Source organism: Brenneria roseae subsp. roseae, from assembly GCF_003115845.1.
GTDB lineage: Bacteria > Pseudomonadota > Gammaproteobacteria > Enterobacterales > Enterobacteriaceae > Brenneria > Brenneria roseae.
Genome location: NZ_KZ819022.1, coordinates 41,384 through 57,626, shown reverse-complemented (window position 1 = coordinate 57,626; position 16,243 = coordinate 41,384). Strand labels below are relative to the sequence as shown.

Genomic DNA, 16,243 nt, shown 5'->3' with positions numbered 1-16,243 from the left:
TTACCTTTCACAGGCAGGTAGTATCAATCGATTAAGTCACTGTTTTGAAATTTGATCTGGCTCACAATGTCTCAATTTCCCACTTCTGCAATATTTACCGTTAGCCGCCTGAATCAGACGGTTAGACAGCTGTTGGAAATGGAAATGGGACAGATATGGCTTTCCGGCGAAATTTCCAACTTCTCTCAGCCATCTTCCGGCCATTGGTATTTCACGCTGAAAGATGAGCGTGCCCAGGTGCGCTGCGCCATGTTCCGCACCACCAACCGTCGGGTTACCTTTCGTCCGCAAAACGGGCAGCAGGTCCTGATACGCGCCACCATTACGCTGTATGAACCCCGCGGTGATTACCAACTGCTGGCCGAAAGTATGCAACCTGCCGGGGATGGCCTGTTACAACAGCAGTTTGAACAGTTGAAGCAGCGCCTCGCGGCCGAGGGTTTGTTCGATCAGCAGTTCAAACAGGTTCTGCCCTCCCCGGCCCGACAGGTCGGCGTGATTACCTCCGCCAGCGGCGCTGCTCTGCATGATATTTTGCAGGTATTGCAACGCCGCGATCCATCTCTGCCCGTCGTGGTATATCCCACCGCCGTACAGGGTAGCGAAGCGCCATTGCAGATTGTTCGCGCCATCGAACTGGCTAACCTGCGTAATGAGTGTGACGTACTGATCGTCGGTCGCGGCGGCGGATCGCTGGAAGATTTATGGAGCTTCAACGATGAGCGTGTCGCACGGGCTATTTTTGCCAGCCGGATCCCCGTCGTCAGTGCGGTTGGTCATGAAACCGATGTGACCATCGCCGATTTTGTCGGCGATCTGCGCGCGCCGACCCCTTCTGCCGCGGCAGAGCTGGTGAGCCGGAATCAACTGGAATTGCTTCGCCAGATACAATCCCAGCGTCAGCGTCTGGAAATGGCAATGGATTACTACCTTGCTCAACGCCATCGCGAATTCACTCGTTTGCATCATCGCTTACAGCAACAGCATCCACAGTTACGACTGGCGCGCCAACAGGCCCAGTTAGTCAAACTCCGCCAACGTCTGGATGACGCCATGCAGCTACAGCTGCGACAAACGTTGCGCCGTCACGAACGCATGGAACAACGGCTGTTTCAGCAGCAGCCCTTGCCAAAAATTCATCGTGCTCAGCAGCGTTTACAGCAATTACGCTATCAGATGCAGAATGCTGTTGAACGTAACCTGAACAAATATCAGCAACGGCTGGGCGTCGCCTGTTCACGTCTGGAAGGCGTGAGCCCGCTGGCCACGCTGGCACGCGGTTATAACGTTACAACCGCGCCGGATGGTAAGGTGCTGAAAAACATCAAGCAAGTCACCCTAGGCGAGACATTGCAAACACGGTTACAGGACGGTTGGGTAGAAAGTCAGGTTACGGCCCTCGTCCCACAAGCCCCGGGCGTCGCGACGCCCGGGAAGAAACGACGTAAAACGTCATAATCGCCGTATAGGGATTTATCCTAAAACGGAGAACAACCCCCAATATTCCCCTCAACTTCTGAACTATACTGATCCTCAGCCCACCCATTCTGGTCGTGAGAGTAAGATGCGTGAGCCTTGCTGATCGTCTGCGTTACCCGATGACCGCCTTTTCAAGGAGATAAGGTATGAAGTCCAGACCGATTTATGGCGTGATCCCCCCTTATATTCTGCATCGTATTATTTCTAATGGCTCAGAAGAGCAGCGCCATTGCGCCCAGCAAACCCTGATGCACGTTCAGTCATTGATGGTGAGCCATCATCCCCGGCCGGAACCCCATACAAAGCAGCCCGGCGGGCAGGTACAGCGCGAAATTTACGACGCCGAAAATCAGCAGCAGTTACCCGGCAAACGGGTGCGCACGGAAGGACAGGCCAGTAATGGCGATATCGCTGCCGATGAAGCTTATAACTACCTTGGCGTAACCTATGATTTCTTCTGGCAGATTTTCCAGCGCAACTCGCTTGATGCCGAGGGGCTGACGTTAGCGGGTACCGTGCATTACGGTCAGGATTATCAGAATGCGTTCTGGAACGGGCAGCAAATGGTGTTCGGCGACGGCGATGGTAAAATATTCAATCGTTTCACTATTGCTATTGATGTGGTCGCGCATGAATTGGCGCATGGTATTACCGAAAACGAAGCAGGATTGATTTATTTCCGTCAGTCCGGAGCACTGAACGAATCCATGTCCGATGTCTTTGGCGCAATGGTGAAACAGTTTCATCTGGGACAAACCGCCGAGCAGGCAGACTGGATTATCGGCGCCGGCCTGCTGGCCGAAGGCATTCACGGTATGGGACTGCGCTCCATGTCGCATCCGGGTACGGCCTATGATGATCTGTTGTTGGGCGTCGATCCCCAACCTTACCACATGAATGAATATGTCAACACGCGTGAAGACAACGGCGGCGTGCATCTGAATTCCGGCATTCCCAACCGCGCCTTCTATCTGGCCGCCATTGCGCTGGGCGGTCATTCATGGGAAAAAGCCGGTAGAATCTGGTATGACACATTGTGCGATGAATCGCTGCCGCAAAATGCGGATTTTGAAATTTTCGCCCGCTACACGATTCAACATGCGGCAAAACGATTCAACCAAACCGTTGCCGATATCATCCAGCAGTCATGGGAAACGGTCGGCGTTGAGGTAAAACAAGAGTACTTATGAAAACATTGCCGGAGCTTAACGACGATGCGGTCATAGAATTAGCCCGCGAGGGAGGGATTGCCTGGATGCCAAAACTGGCGGGACTACGCCGTTTCGCACTCGCCAGTGTGCCGATCTCCGAGCGAGAGCGAATTTGCAGTGCGATCCGTAATGCGCTTCCACAGGCACGTGAACCCGGTGAACCTGACGGCCCCGGGCGCGGCGACCAGTTTTATTATCGGATTCACATCAGCTACAGCCACCCGCAGCGCAATCAGTATGCCGAAGTGATTCTGTTGATTCCGGAAGACCGCGCTCCGCCAGAACTGACGGAGCTATGGCGCAACGGCGTCCCTCATAAGGATGAAGGATCGACAGGAAGATAGCTGAACAGCACGCGTTTTTTCGAAATAAGCCCGTGCTGCTGACACAGATAATCCACCGCGCCGCAGGCCTTTAATACCTGAAGCGAGTGCTTACATTCAGGGCAAGTGGCCTCACGAAGATAACGCTGCTGGCAGGCGCTGCACTGAAACGTATCGCCGTTTTGCCAGTTCATAATCCTGTTGCAGTGTGGACACATCGCATCCATGTTATCTCCTTTCGACGAATGCTCATCTTTTGATCTCTGCCGTTAAATCACACCCAGCGAACGCAGGCAATACAAACCGAACGCGGTCACAAAAAACGAGCCGACGGTAGTCATGGCGATAATATTCGCCGCCAGCGTGGCGTTTCCACCCATCGCGCGCGTCATGGCATAGCTCCCGGCGGCGGTTGGCGTCGCTGAAAACAGGAAAATGATGCCAAGCGATACGCCGCGAAATCCGACCATCCAGCCGCCCAACGTCAGCACACCGGGAACCAGGAATAATTTGGCGATAGAAGAAAGGGCCGCTACGTTGGACGTCCGCAACATGGTTCGTAGATCCAGACTGGCTCCCGCACACAGCAACGCCAGCGGTAATGCCAACGACGACACCAGATTCCCGGTCTGCCTGATAACATCCGGCATCGGCAGCGAGCTGCGCGAATAAAGCAGCCCCAGAACCAGGCCGATAATCAGCGGATTAGTCACCATACTGACCAACAGATCTTTTTTGCTGATCTTCCCTCCCTGCTCGTTACGACGCAAGCTGCGGGTCAGCGTAATCACCGACAACACATTGAAGAGAATAACCGTTACCGTCAGATAGAGAGAGCCGACCGCAACCCCTTCGTGACCGTAGGCGCTCATCGCAAACGCCAGCCCCATAATACCGGTATTGGAACGGAAGCCCCCCTGAACGAAGATCCCCCGTTCTCTCGGGTCTTTCACCAGATATACGGCCATGAATTCCAATAACAGGAATGTGGCAATGGTTCCCAGCGTGCCGTAGATCATCATCGGTAGATGTTCGGCTATCGACTGATGGTTTGTTGCTATGCTGAAAAAAAGCAGGCAGGGCAAAGCCAGATTAAATACCAGCTTCATCGCCGAATCACAGAACACGTCATCCAACAGACTAAGCCGGCGCAACCCCATACCGATCAACAGCAGCAACAGATTGGGCATGGTAACGTGAAACGCAAAACTCCAGGTTTCCCAGGACATGACTTTCCTTTATGGCTGAATGCCTTTCGCTATCTGACCAAACGGGGCGAAGATTCCCCTTCGCCCCGCTAATAAATTATTTACTCTTTTTAAGGTGCTGCATCAAACGCTTACGCTTGCGTAGCTGGTTTGGCGTCAGCGTGTTGCGCTTATCGGCAAAGGGGTTTTCACCTTCTTTAAACTGGATGCGAATCGGCGTCCCCATGACATTCAATGAACGACGATAGTAATTCATCAGATAGCGCTTATAAGAGTCAGGCAAATCTTTTACCTGATTACCGTGGATCACCACAATCGGCGGGTTATAACCGCCGGCATGCGCATATTTCAGCTTCACGCGGCGGCCGCGCACCAACGGAGGCTGATGGTCATCCGCCGCCATTTGCATGATACGGGTCAGCATGGACGTGCCCACGCGACGGGTTGCACAGGTGTAGGCTTCCGTCACTGACTCGAACAAGTTGCCCACGCCGCTGCCATGCAGCGCAGAGATAAAGTGAATACGGGCAAAATCGATAAAACCGAGACGCAAATCCAGCGTTTCTTTCACTTCATCGCGCACTTCCTGCGACAGGCCATCCCACTTGTTCACCACAATCACCAGTGAGCGCCCACTATTGAGGATAAAGCCTAACAGTGAGAGATCCTGATCGGAGATACCTTCACGGGCATCAATCACCAACAGTACGACATTGGCATCTTCGATGGCTTGCAGCGTCTTGATAACGGAGAACTTTTCAACCGTATCGGTAACTTTGCCGCGCTTACGCACGCCGGCCGTATCTATCAGGATGTATTCGCGTTCGTCACGTACCATCGGGATGTAAATGCTGTCGCGGGTAGTGCCCGGCATATCGTAAACCACCACACGATCCTCACCCAGAATCCGATTAGTCAGTGTGGACTTACCTACGTTAGGACGCCCGACTATCGCCAGTTTTATCGGCAGATCTTCCGGATTGAAGTCGTCTTCCTCGGCTATCTCGCCTTCGACAGACTGTTTATCACCCAGTTGCTCTGCCCAGTACGCGGCGTTTTCTTCTTCCTCGGTTAACTCAACCGGCTCAATCACTTCATCCTGCACGAATGGCAGCAAGACTTTCTCAAGCAGAGACGTCACGCCACGTCCGTGAGATGCCGCGATCGGATAAACTTCCCCCATACCGAGCGAGTAAAAATCCGCGGTCACCATATCCGGGTCGAGACCGTCGGTTTTGTTAGCCACCAAAACAGTGGCCTTTTGACGGCTACGCAAATGCTGCGCAATACCTTCATCAGCAGGCATCAATCCAGCGCGGGCATCCACCATGAACAGGACGATATCCGCTTCTTCAATCGCCACCAGCGACTGCCCGGCCATGCGCGTCTCAACGCCGTCCTCGGTACCATCGATACCACCGGTATCAACGATAATAAACTCATGACCTTCCACTTCCGCACGACCATACTTGCGGTCACGTGTCAGCCCTGGAAAATCCGCCACCAATGCATCACGAGTGCGCGTTAAGCGGTTAAAGAGCGTGGACTTTCCCACATTCGGACGTCCGACCAGCGCGACGACAGGTATCATTGTTACAACCTCATTACTTATATTTCAATACGTTACAACGAGAATACTCGCTGACGATAAAAAGACGAAACGGCCCCTGATACTGTCAGGAGCCGTTTTCGGGATCGCTTCCGCCAACGGCAGGGATCCAAACATGCAGTGCGTTAACTAGCGGGTAAAGGCGTACACTTCGCCATTTTTCGCCTGAATGAGCAGCTTGTCGCTGGCAATCACCGGCTTGCTCAGGAAACCTGAACTATCCACTTTCTGCTGAACCACAAAGCGGCCATCCGCCGTATTCAGCCAGTGCAAATACCCTTCCGAATCACCCACCACCAGATAGCCATTGAACAGCACCGGCGCAGTCAGATTACGGTGCAGCAGATCGCTCTGGCGCCACAGGTTAACACCGCCATTGGTATTCAGCGCCACAATGCGGTCATCCTGATCGACCAGATAGATACGGTCGCCATCCACGATGAAATCGTGTACCGACCCCAGTTCGCGTCTCCACAGAATTTGACCTGAACGCAGATCCAGCGCGGTCAGGTTGCCATTATAGCCCAATGCGTATACCACCTCACCCACAACAACCGGCGTGGTATCAACATCGTTCAGGCGATCAATTTCCGTCGCCCCGCTTGGCTGGGAAATACGCTGTTGCCAGATAAGCTGTCCCTGATTAATCAGTACCGCATTCACACGACCGTTATCCCCACCGACAATAGCTGCACCAAACGCGGTCGTCGGCGCAGATTCACCACGCAGGGAAAGCGTCGGCATATCCAGGTTGACGGTCCATTTCATCGCGCCGTCGGCTTCGTTCAACGCCTGCAACATACCATTGCTGGTATGGATCAGTACCACATCATCGCTGACAACCGGGCGGGAAATGGCTTCGCCGGCAACGTCGGCCTGCCAAACCACGGCACCATCATCGGCATTCAGAGCAAAAACCTGTGCCCGTTCGCTGCCGATGTAGACATGGTCGCCCGAAACAGAAACGCCGCCGGACAACAGCGCAGGATTATTACGGGAGAAAAATCCGGTTTTTTCAGACAGATCGGTCTGCCAGATTTCTTTACCGTCGTTCAGATCCAACGCCTTGACAGTTCCTCTGCGGTCAGCGGCAAATACACGATTATCCTGCCATGCCGGATGAAGGTTAGAGTAAAACTCGCCAATACCGCTGCCGACGGAACGACTCCACACTTTGGTGGGCGTGAACTGATTCTCGACCGTCGGCAGTGGAGACATCGTGACAACATCTTCTTCGCCGTTAAACAGCGAACATCCGCTCAGCAGGGCAACAGAAACCAGTCCTACTAAAAGTGTTTTACGCAATTGCATGGAATTCCTCTTAGCTGGACAGGTTGTTCAGTTTCATAGTCAGCAATGCCTTCAATGCCTGCGGAGGGTTAGCAGACAAACCTTTGTTATATGCGTCACGCGCTGCCTGGTTATCCCCTTTGCTGACCAGCACATCGCCACGGACTTCTGCGGCCAGAGCAACCCAGCCATCAAGTTTAATGGCATCCAGCGTTTTGAGCGCCTCATCCGCTTTCTTCTCTTGCAGTTGAATCCGCGCCAAACGCAGATTCACCAGAGAAAGCAGGTCGGCATCTTTGGCGTGAGACTTCGCCACCACCAGTTGTTGTTCGGCCTTGGCAAAATCTTGCTGATCGACATAATGACGAGCCAACTCCAGCGAAGTCAGTACGCCGTAGCTGTTCTGATTCTCAGCGCTGAATTTCTCGGCCGCCGCAACGCCATCCGCGTGACCATCGGCCAGTTGCTCGGTGATTTGCTGATATGACGTCGAAGCCGCCATCACACTGTTGCTTTGGTGATTTTGCCAGAAACGCCAGCCAACCAGCGCACCGACACCGAGCACCACGCCCACCACCAGCGCCTTCCCATTTTCCGCGAAGAAACGGCGTAGTGCATCAACCTGTTCATTCTCTGTGGTATAGACTTCCACGGTGTCTTTCTCCTCAATCCAGCAACGTTGCCAGGCGCGCGGCAACGTCGGCCTGTGCCAATGTATCCTGCTCGCCATTATTCAGGTTTTTAACAACCACCTGACCTGCTGCAACTTCGTTTTCACCTAAAACCAGCGCGACGCGCGCGCCCCATTTGTCGGCTCTGGCGAATTGCTTTTTAAAATTGCCGCCGCCATAGTTGGTCATGAGTTTCAACTGCGGCAACGTATCACGTAATTTTTCAGCCAGTTGCATCGCTGCCACCTGCGTTCCCGCACCGGAGGAAATCAGGTAAACATCCACCCCCGGATGCGCCTTAAACTCGGGATTGACCGACTGCACCAATAGCACCAGACGTTCCAGTCCCATCGCAAAACCCACTGCCGGCGTCGCGTGACCGCCCAACTGCTCAACCATTCCGTCATATCGTCCGCCGGCACAGACTGTCCCCTGCGCCCCCAGACTGGTGGTGACCCACTCGAACACGGTACGGTTGTAATAATCCAGACCGCGAACCAGACGCGGGTTAACGGTATATGGGATGCCAGACTGCGTTAAAAGTTCACCCAACGCCGCAAAGTGGGTACGAGATTCTTCATCAAGATAATCCGTCAGAACCGGCGCATCGTTAAGTAACGTCTGTACCTGTGGATTTTTTGAATCCAGAACGCGCAGCGGATTGGTATACATGCGACGCAGACAGTCGTCGTCCAGTTTATCCTTATGCTGCTCAAGAAACGCGATCAGCGCCTCACGGTAAGACGCACGGGCTTCCAGCGATCCAATCGAATTCAGCTCCAACTTAACATGTTCGGCGATGCCCAACACACGCCACCAGCGGGCGGTAAGCAAAATCAATTCGGCATCAATATCCGGCCCTTGCAGGCCAAAGACTTCACAACCCAACTGATGAAACTGACGGTAGCGCCCCTTTTGCGGACGTTCGTGGCGGAACATCGGCCCGAGATACCACAGACGCTGTTCCTGATTATAGAGGATACCGTGCTCAATACCGGCACGAACGCATGAAGCCGTATTTTCAGGACGCAACGTCAGACTATCGCCATTGCGATCTTCAAAAGTATACATTTCTTTTTCAACGACATCGGTAACTTCACCAATGGCGCGTTGAAACAGCGATGTTTGCTCAACAATCGGTGTACGGATTTCACTGTAGCCGTAGCTGCTGAGCACCTGTTTCAGGCTGGTTTCAATACGCTGCCACAATGCCGTTTCGGCCGGCAGGTAATCGTTCATGCCGCGAATGGCTTGAATATTTTTTGCCACGTCAGTTCTCTATGCGTTTTTCAAAAAATAAACCCGATTATAGGGGGATCCGCAACGCATCTTCAATGCAGGCCGCTCTTTATCGGGTTAAGGAATGATAAATTATGCGAGTGATGACCGATGTCCGCACCAGCGCCGTCTATTTATCGACCAGATTAATAGTAATACGCTGGCTTTCATCCATCATGGATGCTTTGGCCCGAATTTTGGCCTCCAGTTGATCGATCATCTGCTCGTTATCAAAACGTTCTCTCTGGCGAACACCGTCTTCGTAAAAACCGCTTTTATTGTGACCGCCGGTGACGCCAATGGTGGAAACCAGCGCCTCTCCCGGTCCATTCACCACGCAACCAATGATCGAAACATCCATCGGCGTGATAATATCTTCCAGCCGTTGCTCCAGTGCATTCACGGTCCCGATCACGTCAAACTCCTGACGGGAACAGGTCGGGCAGGCAATAAAGTTGATGCCACGGGAACGAATACGCAGGGATTTCAGAATATCGAAACCCACCTTAACTTCTTCAATCGGATCGGCGGCCAGCGAGATACGCAGGGTATCGCCAATACCTTCGGACAACAATAAACCGAGGCCGATAGCGGACTTGACCGCGCCACTGCGTGCGCCGCCCGCTTCCGTGATCCCCAGATGCAGCGGTTGATCGATACGCGCGGCCAGCAGGCGATAAGACTGTACCGCCAGAAAAACATCGGAGGCCTTCACGCTGACCTTGAACTGATCAAAGTTGAGACGATCCAGAATATCGACATGCCGCATAGCAGATTCAAGCAGGGCTTCCGGCGTCGGCTCGCCATATTTTTCCTGCAAATCTTTTTCCAGCGAACCGCCGTTCACGCCAATACGTATCGGAATATTTTTATCACGAGCGCAATCAACCACCGCGCGGATACGTTCTTCATTACCGATATTGCCAGGGTTGATTCTCAGACAATCGACGCCGTACTCCGCTACCTTCAAAGCAATACGATAGTCAAAATGGATATCTGCGACGAGCGGTACATTTACGCGCTGTTTGATCAGTTTAAACGCTTCCGCCGCTTCCATCGTTGGAACGGATACACGCACAATATCAACGCCAACACGTTCCAGTGACTTGATTTGATTAACGGTAGCTTCAACATCGGTGGTTCGGGTGTTGGTCATGGACTGCACCGCGATCGGCGCGCCATCACCAATAGGCACCTTACCGACGTAAATCCGCTTTGATTTGCGACGGGTTATGGGTGCAGCGTTATGCATTACTTCTTCTCCAACATTGCAACATCACGTAAACGTTACGTTATTCCGCAGCCAGCGTAAGACGGGCAACCTGATTGCTTCTTACAAACCGGCTCAAATCGACTGGTTTACCCTGGAACTGAATCTGTACCGCAGCGGGGGCGCCAATTTTGAGTCTATACGGCGCCTGCCCATCCAGGTTCAATGAACCGCCATTGCGCTGCATACCGCTAAACAATTTTTTACCGCTGGCATCAAGCACTTCCAACCAGCAATCCGCGTTGAAATTCATGACCAGCGCGTGTTCGGCAGACGCAGGAGGAGTGATGTTATCAGGAGAAGTCGTGTCAGTTGTTGTTGCAGGGGTATATGCGCCCGAACTCAGTGGCGCATTGTCGGCTGTCTGCTGCTGGGAAGCGGTGGATTGCGGGGCGAAGGATGACGCGGCAGGCGGAGTATTCGCCGCAGAAGGCGCTATATCAGGATTGACAGGCGTCTGAGACGAAGTATCCATAGGCAACTCGACCGGCGTGGAAGCAGCCGAATCGGAAACCGCAGGCTCCTGCGGTTCACTATCATCCATCAGCGGTATGCTCTGACCTTCATTCTGCGCCTGCATTGCGCTGGCATGGTCAACCATACTGTTGATTTCCTGCTGCTGCGCCTGATGGTTCTGCCACCACCATGCGCCGGTCAATCCCAACACGACAATCACGACCAGCCAGGTGAACGTCATCAACCAACCGTCGCGTTTCTTGCGACTTTTCCCCAGGGAGAAGCTTTGCATGGGAGCGACATTCGATGCCCTTGGCACCACATGTTTATCCAGCATCGGCAACAGTTCATCTTCGGGCAAGTGAACCAGTTTTGCATAGGAACGGATATAGCCGCGTAAAAACGTCGGCGCCAAATCCACCGGCGTATTCCCTTCCTCTATCTCTCGAACGGTGGAAAGTTTAAGGCACAAACGTTCGGCAACCGTCTGTTGAGTCAACCCCAGACGTTCGCGCGCCTGACGTAAACGTTCGCCGGGAATTTTTGATTCTGTATTATCTTGAGTGGCTTCAGTATTCATTAGCTAAGAACTGCTGGTACTGTTTAGATTGTGGAAAACTTCGCGTCAACGATTTGCCATAACGTTCAATATCGCCGTCATGGCCCGCTAACGCGGCGAAACGAATCTGTAACCATAAACTCTCGGCACTGGCCGGAAGAATATGCTGATAAATCTCCAGGAGCAATTTGGCCTGCTCGTATTTTCCGTCAGAAAACTGGTTATCAGCCTCTGCCAACAGCATAACGCCTTTAGCAGGATCATACTTTAGCGCCCGACTTAACAAACTGCGCGCATCATCATTCTGCCCGGCTTTGAAAAAGCAATATCCCGCATTTTCCAACGCATCGGCAACCTGACTGTAATCAGGGAGTTGGGCAGCCGCACTAAACTGTCGCTGCGCCGCTACATACTGCCCTAAACTACACAGAAACGCACCGTAATTATTCATGACGCTACCGTTTTCTGGCGCCAGCGTTAACGCACGCTGGTAACGTTGCTCGGCAGACTGATTTTCACCGATCCGCTGCTCATAAAGCGCCATTCCCAACTGGGTGCGATAATCCCGCGGCGCGACATCCAGCGCTTTTTCAAGGTTCTGACGCGCCGCATCCAGATTATTACGCGCCAGATATTCCAACCCCAGTTGCAAACGGGTCTGCGCAACGGCCGGATCGACGGACTCACGGGATGAACGACCACCACATCCTGTCAACAGAACTGCCATGATTATCAGCAGCCAACCTTTTCCCTGTCTTAACTGTTTCGTCATTCCTGACTTCCTTTTATCGCCATCCCGGCCTGTCATATCAACGATATACTATCTTAGTCCCTTAGTGGTAACCGCTATCGTATGATTAACACTGTAAAAGTATCATCACTTTCCGATATAACAGGGACAATTAGATCTCAGACCGTTTTAACCGCAATAGGTTCACCCGCCATTTTTTTCTTCAACGTACGCTTGGTTCGATCCACGACTTCACCGGCCAACTGTCCACATGCTGCGTCAATATCGTCACCGCGGGTTTTGCGTACAATCGTCGTAAACCCATACTCCATGAGCACTTTGGAGAAACGATCGACGCGGCTATTCGAACTGCGGCCATAAGGCGCGCCGGGGAACGGGTTCCACGGGATCAGGTTAATCTTGCACGGGGTATCTTTCAGACACGCCGCCAGCTGATGGGCATGTTCGGTGCCGTCGTTGATGTGATCCAACATCACGTATTCAACCGTCACGCGTCCCTGATTGGCATTGGATTTCTCCAGATAGCGGCGTACTGCGCTCAGAAACATTTCGATATCGTACTTCTTGTTAATCGGCATGATTTCGTTACGGATTTCATCGTTTGGCGCATGCAGGGAGATCGCCAGTGCGACGTCGATCATATCACCCAGCTTGTCCAGCGCAGGAACAACCCCTGACGTTGACAGCGTCACGCGGCGTTTTGACAGACCAAACCCGAAATCATCCAGCATGATTTCCATTGCCGGGACGACGTTAGTCAGGTTAAGCAATGGCTCCCCCATGCCCATCATCACCACGTTGGTAATCGGACGCTGACCGGTAACTTTAAACGCACCGATAATTTTCGCCGCCCGCCATACCTGACCAATGATTTCAGATACCCGCAGGTTACGGTTAAATCCCTGCTGCGCGGTTGAACAGAATTTACACTCCAGCGCACAACCAACCTGTGAAGATACGCACAGCGTTGCACGATCTTCTTCAGGAATATAGACCGTCTCGACACGCTGATCACCGACTAGGATCGCCCACTTGATGGTGCCATCAGACGAGCGCTGTTCGTCCACCACTTCAGGCGCACGAATTTCGGCGACTTCCTGTAATTTATTACGGAAGACTTTGTTGATATCCGTCATCTGTGTGAAATCATCACAGCAATAGTGATAAATCCACTTCATCACCTGATCGGCACGGAAAGGTTTTTCTCCCAGAGAAGCGAAAAACTCCCGCATTTGCTGGCGGTTGAGATCCAGCAGATTGATTTTTTCCGCACGGGTTTTCGCAGGTTGAGAGGTGGCGACAGACGCCGGTGAAAGTTCGGACACCGTTTGCTCAGACACAATTTGTTCAGACATATGGACTCTTGGCCTCGTTATTACACGTTATGGCGCTAAAGAAAGGATGATAAAAAGAAACGCCCCGGGCAAGCGCAGGCTCATCCGGGGCGCAGCATTGTACAAAGTTTAAAACAGGTAAGCTACTATCGCCGCATTTTTTATGGCGGGCCGTCGCAAGCGACGTTGAAAATCACGCCCGGTTATCAACGCACAAGACTTAGTTACGCGGGCAAATTTCGTCAGCGCTGAAGAAATAGGCGATTTCACGCTCGGCGGACTCGATGGAATCAGAGCCATGCACGGCGTTTTCGGTGAAGCTGTCGGCATAATCGGCACGCAGCGTACCCGCCAGCGCATTCGCCGGGTTGGTCGCGCCCATGATATCACGGTTACGCTGAACGGCATTTTCACCTTCCAGTACCTGTACCATGATCGGACCGGACATCATGAACTCGACCAAACCGTCAAAAAACGGTTTGCCCTGATGCTCGGCATAAAAGCCTTCAGCCTGTTCACGAGTCAGACGCAGCATTTTGGCGGCAACAATTTTAAAGCCCGCGCTTTCAAAACGGGCATAAATGGCGCCAATAGCATTCTTGGCGACAGCATTGGGTTTTACGATGGAAAAGGTACGTTCTACCGTCATATTGACCTCATTAAACAACTATCAGATAGCAGCCGGATTGGGGGTATTATAATCCCAGCCAGTGAAAGTGGCGCAGATTATAGGGGGAGCCAACCCGGTTGCCTACCGGCGAAATAACATTTTATTAAAAAAATATTATCTTTTGACCTACCTTCTTTCCGATATCACCAGGATTGATAACAGCCACACAGTACGCGAAAGCGATGCTGAACGAGATAAGCAACCCGTGAATGCCGGCCACAGCGACGACAGGCCGGTAAGAACGATATCGGACGGCAGTAAGTACGAGCTTGTCGGAACAGCAGAAATCGCTGACAATAAATCCATTATTTCACCTTGTGGCTGAATCCATCGGCCTTTGCGTGGGGGAGTTATGTCAGCATCTTCTTCTGGGTTGTTTGTTTCCAACGAATGGTTTGTTTCCTCAACCTGGCTTGCCGAGCACCTTAACGACAGCACGATTGTTCTCCTTGACGCCCGCATGCTGCCGCCGGGTGAAACAACCCGCGATATCAACGCCGAATACCGTGCCGGTCATTTACCCGGCGCGGTATTTTTTGATATTGAAGTCTTGTCCGATCACCGCACCGACCTGCCGCATATGATGCCCGACAGCGATGATTTTTCCCGCGCAATGAGTAAGCTGGGCGTCAGTCATCAGCAACACATTATTATCTACGATGAAGGCAACCTGTTTTCCGCACCGCGCGCCTGGTGGATGCTGCACACCTTTGGCGTCACGCAGATCTCAATTCTCACCGGCGGGTTGGCCGGCTGGAAAAGTCAACACCGGCCTCTGGAGCAAGGCAATGTCGAGCGGGCGCCTGCCGTTTTCGAAGCTAAACTGAATGAAACGGCTATTCGTCAGCGTGACGACGTGATGGCAATCAGCCGTGATAAATCCGCGCAGATTGTCGATGCCCGCCCCGCAGCCCGTTTTAACGGTGAAGTGGACGAACCTCGCCCCGGCCTGCATCGTGGACATATCCCCGGCAGCCTGAATGTGCCCTGGGGCGATCTGGTCGCCAACGGTGCGCTGAAACCGAACGCCGAGCTCGCGACAATTCTGCATAAGCACGGGGTGGATTTCAGCCGTCCTATCGTTGCCAGCTGTGGCTCCGGCGTTACGGCTTGCGTTGTCATTCTGGCGCTACGCGTATTGAACGTCCCCAATGTGACGCTTTACGACGGCGCATGGAGCGATTGGGGCAGCCGCAACGACGTGCCAATTACGCTTGATTGATCCCGCGACTGCCGTGAAGGTTCAAGGGCAGATCATGGATAACCGACGGGCGACAACGGTGGATGCATAACCCACCGCTGCGCCGATGCCCTAATCAGGCATGACCGGTACTCTTGAAATCCCGCAAAAAACTGCCCCACTTACGTTCATAAAACGGCGTAGTGTGTTTGATCATATAGTGGCTGATGCCGGGTTCATTTTCCTTAACCACACAGAGATCGACTGGACGCTCATCCGGTAACGTATCGCTGGCGACGCTGCCGGCGGCACGGATAATATCTTCCACATCCTGATCGGCTTCGATCCCGATGAGCAAATGCGGTTCTTTTTCATTTGGTTCGTGGATTTGGGCCAGAAACGCACGGCGCACGTGCCGATACTTGGTAAACAGCTGAGTCAGAGAATCAATCATCTGCACCGGCATTTCTGCCGGCTGGCCAATCACGACCTGCGTATCTTCTTCGATAACCCGCTGCTGGACAAATCCGTTTCCTTCACCGGACAGCAAGTGCTCCACTTCCTGCGGCAAAAACTCTTTTCCATACGGCAGTCTGGGATTAAGAAACAGCGTGGCGCCCAGCGTAATCTCGAACAGTGAACGAACCGGTAGCGCCAGAAAAGACTGCTCTTCGGTAATCACTTGCTGCAATGCTTCCAGCGAAGAGAAAAAGGGAATGGCTGAAGAACCATTGGCCTTCTCCCAATGTTGAATCTGCACGTTACTGCCTGCATGCAGGATCTTTTCACCGGGCGCGTCGCTTTCATCACTGCTGCCGAGTACAAATACCGTCGCTTCCATCAGTTCGCTGAAAAACTCAGGACGATGCGCGGGCTCGGTTGCGGCCAGAACCAGCACCTCTTCCAGTTTATTTTGTGGTGAAAAATCCATAACGCTCCTTAACCGCGTTAAAA

17 protein-coding genes are annotated in these 16,243 nt (G+C 52.8%); 5 read left to right on the top strand and 12 right to left on the bottom strand.

Annotated elements, in window-relative coordinates:
* The first annotated feature begins 66 nt into the window (after window positions 1–66).
* The 3 genes from xseA (at window position 67) to DDT52_RS00250 (ending at window position 3,034) form a co-directional block, all read left to right on the top strand.
* Entirely contained in the window at window positions 67–1,458 is a 1,392-nt protein-coding gene (gene xseA, locus DDT52_RS00260; RefSeq protein WP_136154599.1) for an exodeoxyribonuclease VII large subunit, read from the top strand.
* Window positions 1,459–1,625: 167 nt separating this feature from the next.
* Window positions 1,626–2,669 (top strand): M4 family metallopeptidase, encoded by a 1,044-nt coding sequence (locus DDT52_RS00255; protein WP_136154598.1) that lies wholly within the window; start codon window positions 1,626–1,628, stop codon window positions 2,667–2,669.
* Window positions 2,666–3,034, top strand: a complete 369-nt coding sequence (locus tag DDT52_RS00250) for a protealysin inhibitor emfourin (RefSeq protein WP_136154597.1) — start codon at window positions 2,666–2,668, stop codon at window positions 3,032–3,034. Before DDT52_RS00255 ends, DDT52_RS00250 begins: the two co-directional genes overlap by 4 nt.
* Here DDT52_RS00250 and DDT52_RS00245 read toward each other — a convergent pair.
* The 11 genes from DDT52_RS00245 to ndk form a co-directional block, all read right to left on the bottom strand.
* Window positions 3,004–3,240 carry a zinc ribbon domain-containing protein gene (locus tag DDT52_RS00245; protein WP_136154596.1) on the bottom strand — a complete coding sequence of 79 codons (237 nt, stop codon included), beginning with the start codon at window positions 3,238–3,240 and terminating at the stop codon, window positions 3,004–3,006. The two genes, DDT52_RS00250 and DDT52_RS00245, sit on opposite strands and share 31 nt — an antisense overlap.
* Window positions 3,241–3,282: 42 nt before the next feature.
* On the bottom strand, window positions 3,283–4,242 hold the full coding sequence (locus DDT52_RS00240; RefSeq protein WP_136154595.1) for an AEC family transporter: 960 nt from the start codon (window positions 4,240–4,242) through the stop codon (window positions 3,283–3,285).
* A 76-nt stretch (window positions 4,243–4,318) separates the two neighbouring features.
* Window positions 4,319–5,812 (bottom strand): ribosome biogenesis GTPase Der, encoded by a 1,494-nt coding sequence (gene der, locus DDT52_RS00235; RefSeq protein WP_136154594.1) that lies wholly within the window; start codon window positions 5,810–5,812, stop codon window positions 4,319–4,321.
* A 147-nt stretch (window positions 5,813–5,959) separates the two neighbouring features.
* Window positions 5,960–7,141: an outer membrane protein assembly factor BamB gene (gene bamB, locus DDT52_RS00230; protein ID WP_136154593.1), complete on the bottom strand. Its 1,182-nt coding sequence runs from the start codon at window positions 7,139–7,141 to the stop codon at window positions 5,960–5,962.
* 10 nt (window positions 7,142–7,151) lie between these two features.
* On the bottom strand, window positions 7,152–7,772 hold the full coding sequence (locus tag DDT52_RS00225; RefSeq protein ID WP_136154592.1) for a YfgM family protein: 621 nt from the start codon (window positions 7,770–7,772) through the stop codon (window positions 7,152–7,154).
* Between the two features lie 13 nt (window positions 7,773–7,785).
* Window positions 7,786–9,060, bottom strand: coding sequence for a histidine--tRNA ligase (gene hisS / locus DDT52_RS00220; RefSeq protein WP_136154591.1), 1,275 nt, complete (start codon window positions 9,058–9,060; stop codon window positions 7,786–7,788).
* Window positions 9,061–9,199: 139 nt separating this feature from the next.
* On the bottom strand, window positions 9,200–10,321 hold the full coding sequence (gene ispG, locus DDT52_RS00215; protein WP_136154590.1) for a flavodoxin-dependent (E)-4-hydroxy-3-methylbut-2-enyl-diphosphate synthase: 1,122 nt from the start codon (window positions 10,319–10,321) through the stop codon (window positions 9,200–9,202).
* Window positions 10,322–10,361: 40 nt separating this feature from the next.
* The gene (gene rodZ / locus DDT52_RS00210; RefSeq protein WP_136154589.1) at window positions 10,362–11,375 is read right to left on the bottom strand and encodes a cytoskeleton protein RodZ; all 1,014 of its coding nucleotides are present in this window, start codon (window positions 11,373–11,375) and stop codon (window positions 10,362–10,364) included.
* Window positions 11,365–12,126 carry a type IV pilus biogenesis/stability protein PilW gene (gene pilW / locus DDT52_RS00205; protein WP_136154588.1) on the bottom strand — a complete coding sequence of 254 codons (762 nt, stop codon included), beginning with the start codon at window positions 12,124–12,126 and terminating at the stop codon, window positions 11,365–11,367. Before pilW ends, rodZ begins: the two co-directional genes overlap by 11 nt.
* A gap of 137 nt (window positions 12,127–12,263) precedes the next feature.
* Entirely contained in the window at window positions 12,264–13,460 is a 1,197-nt protein-coding gene (gene rlmN / locus DDT52_RS00200) for a dual-specificity RNA methyltransferase RlmN (protein WP_136154587.1), read from the bottom strand.
* Window positions 13,461–13,659: 199 nt separating this feature from the next.
* On the bottom strand, window positions 13,660–14,088 hold the full coding sequence (ndk, locus tag DDT52_RS00195) for a nucleoside-diphosphate kinase (protein WP_136154586.1): 429 nt from the start codon (window positions 14,086–14,088) through the stop codon (window positions 13,660–13,662).
* Between the two features lie 67 nt (window positions 14,089–14,155).
* Between ndk and DDT52_RS00190 the strand changes: the two genes are divergently transcribed.
* Window positions 14,156–14,434: a hypothetical protein gene (locus DDT52_RS00190; RefSeq protein ID WP_136154585.1), complete on the top strand. Its 279-nt coding sequence runs from the start codon at window positions 14,156–14,158 to the stop codon at window positions 14,432–14,434.
* Window positions 14,435–14,461: 27 nt separating this feature from the next.
* Window positions 14,462–15,331, top strand: coding sequence for a 3-mercaptopyruvate sulfurtransferase (sseA, locus tag DDT52_RS00185; protein WP_136154584.1), 870 nt, complete (start codon window positions 14,462–14,464; stop codon window positions 15,329–15,331).
* A gap of 94 nt (window positions 15,332–15,425) precedes the next feature.
* Here sseA and sseB read toward each other — a convergent pair whose 3' ends face one another.
* Window positions 15,426–16,220: an enhanced serine sensitivity protein SseB gene (sseB, locus tag DDT52_RS00180; protein ID WP_136154583.1), complete on the bottom strand. Its 795-nt coding sequence runs from the start codon at window positions 16,218–16,220 to the stop codon at window positions 15,426–15,428.
* Window positions 16,221–16,243: the final 23 nt, after the last annotated feature.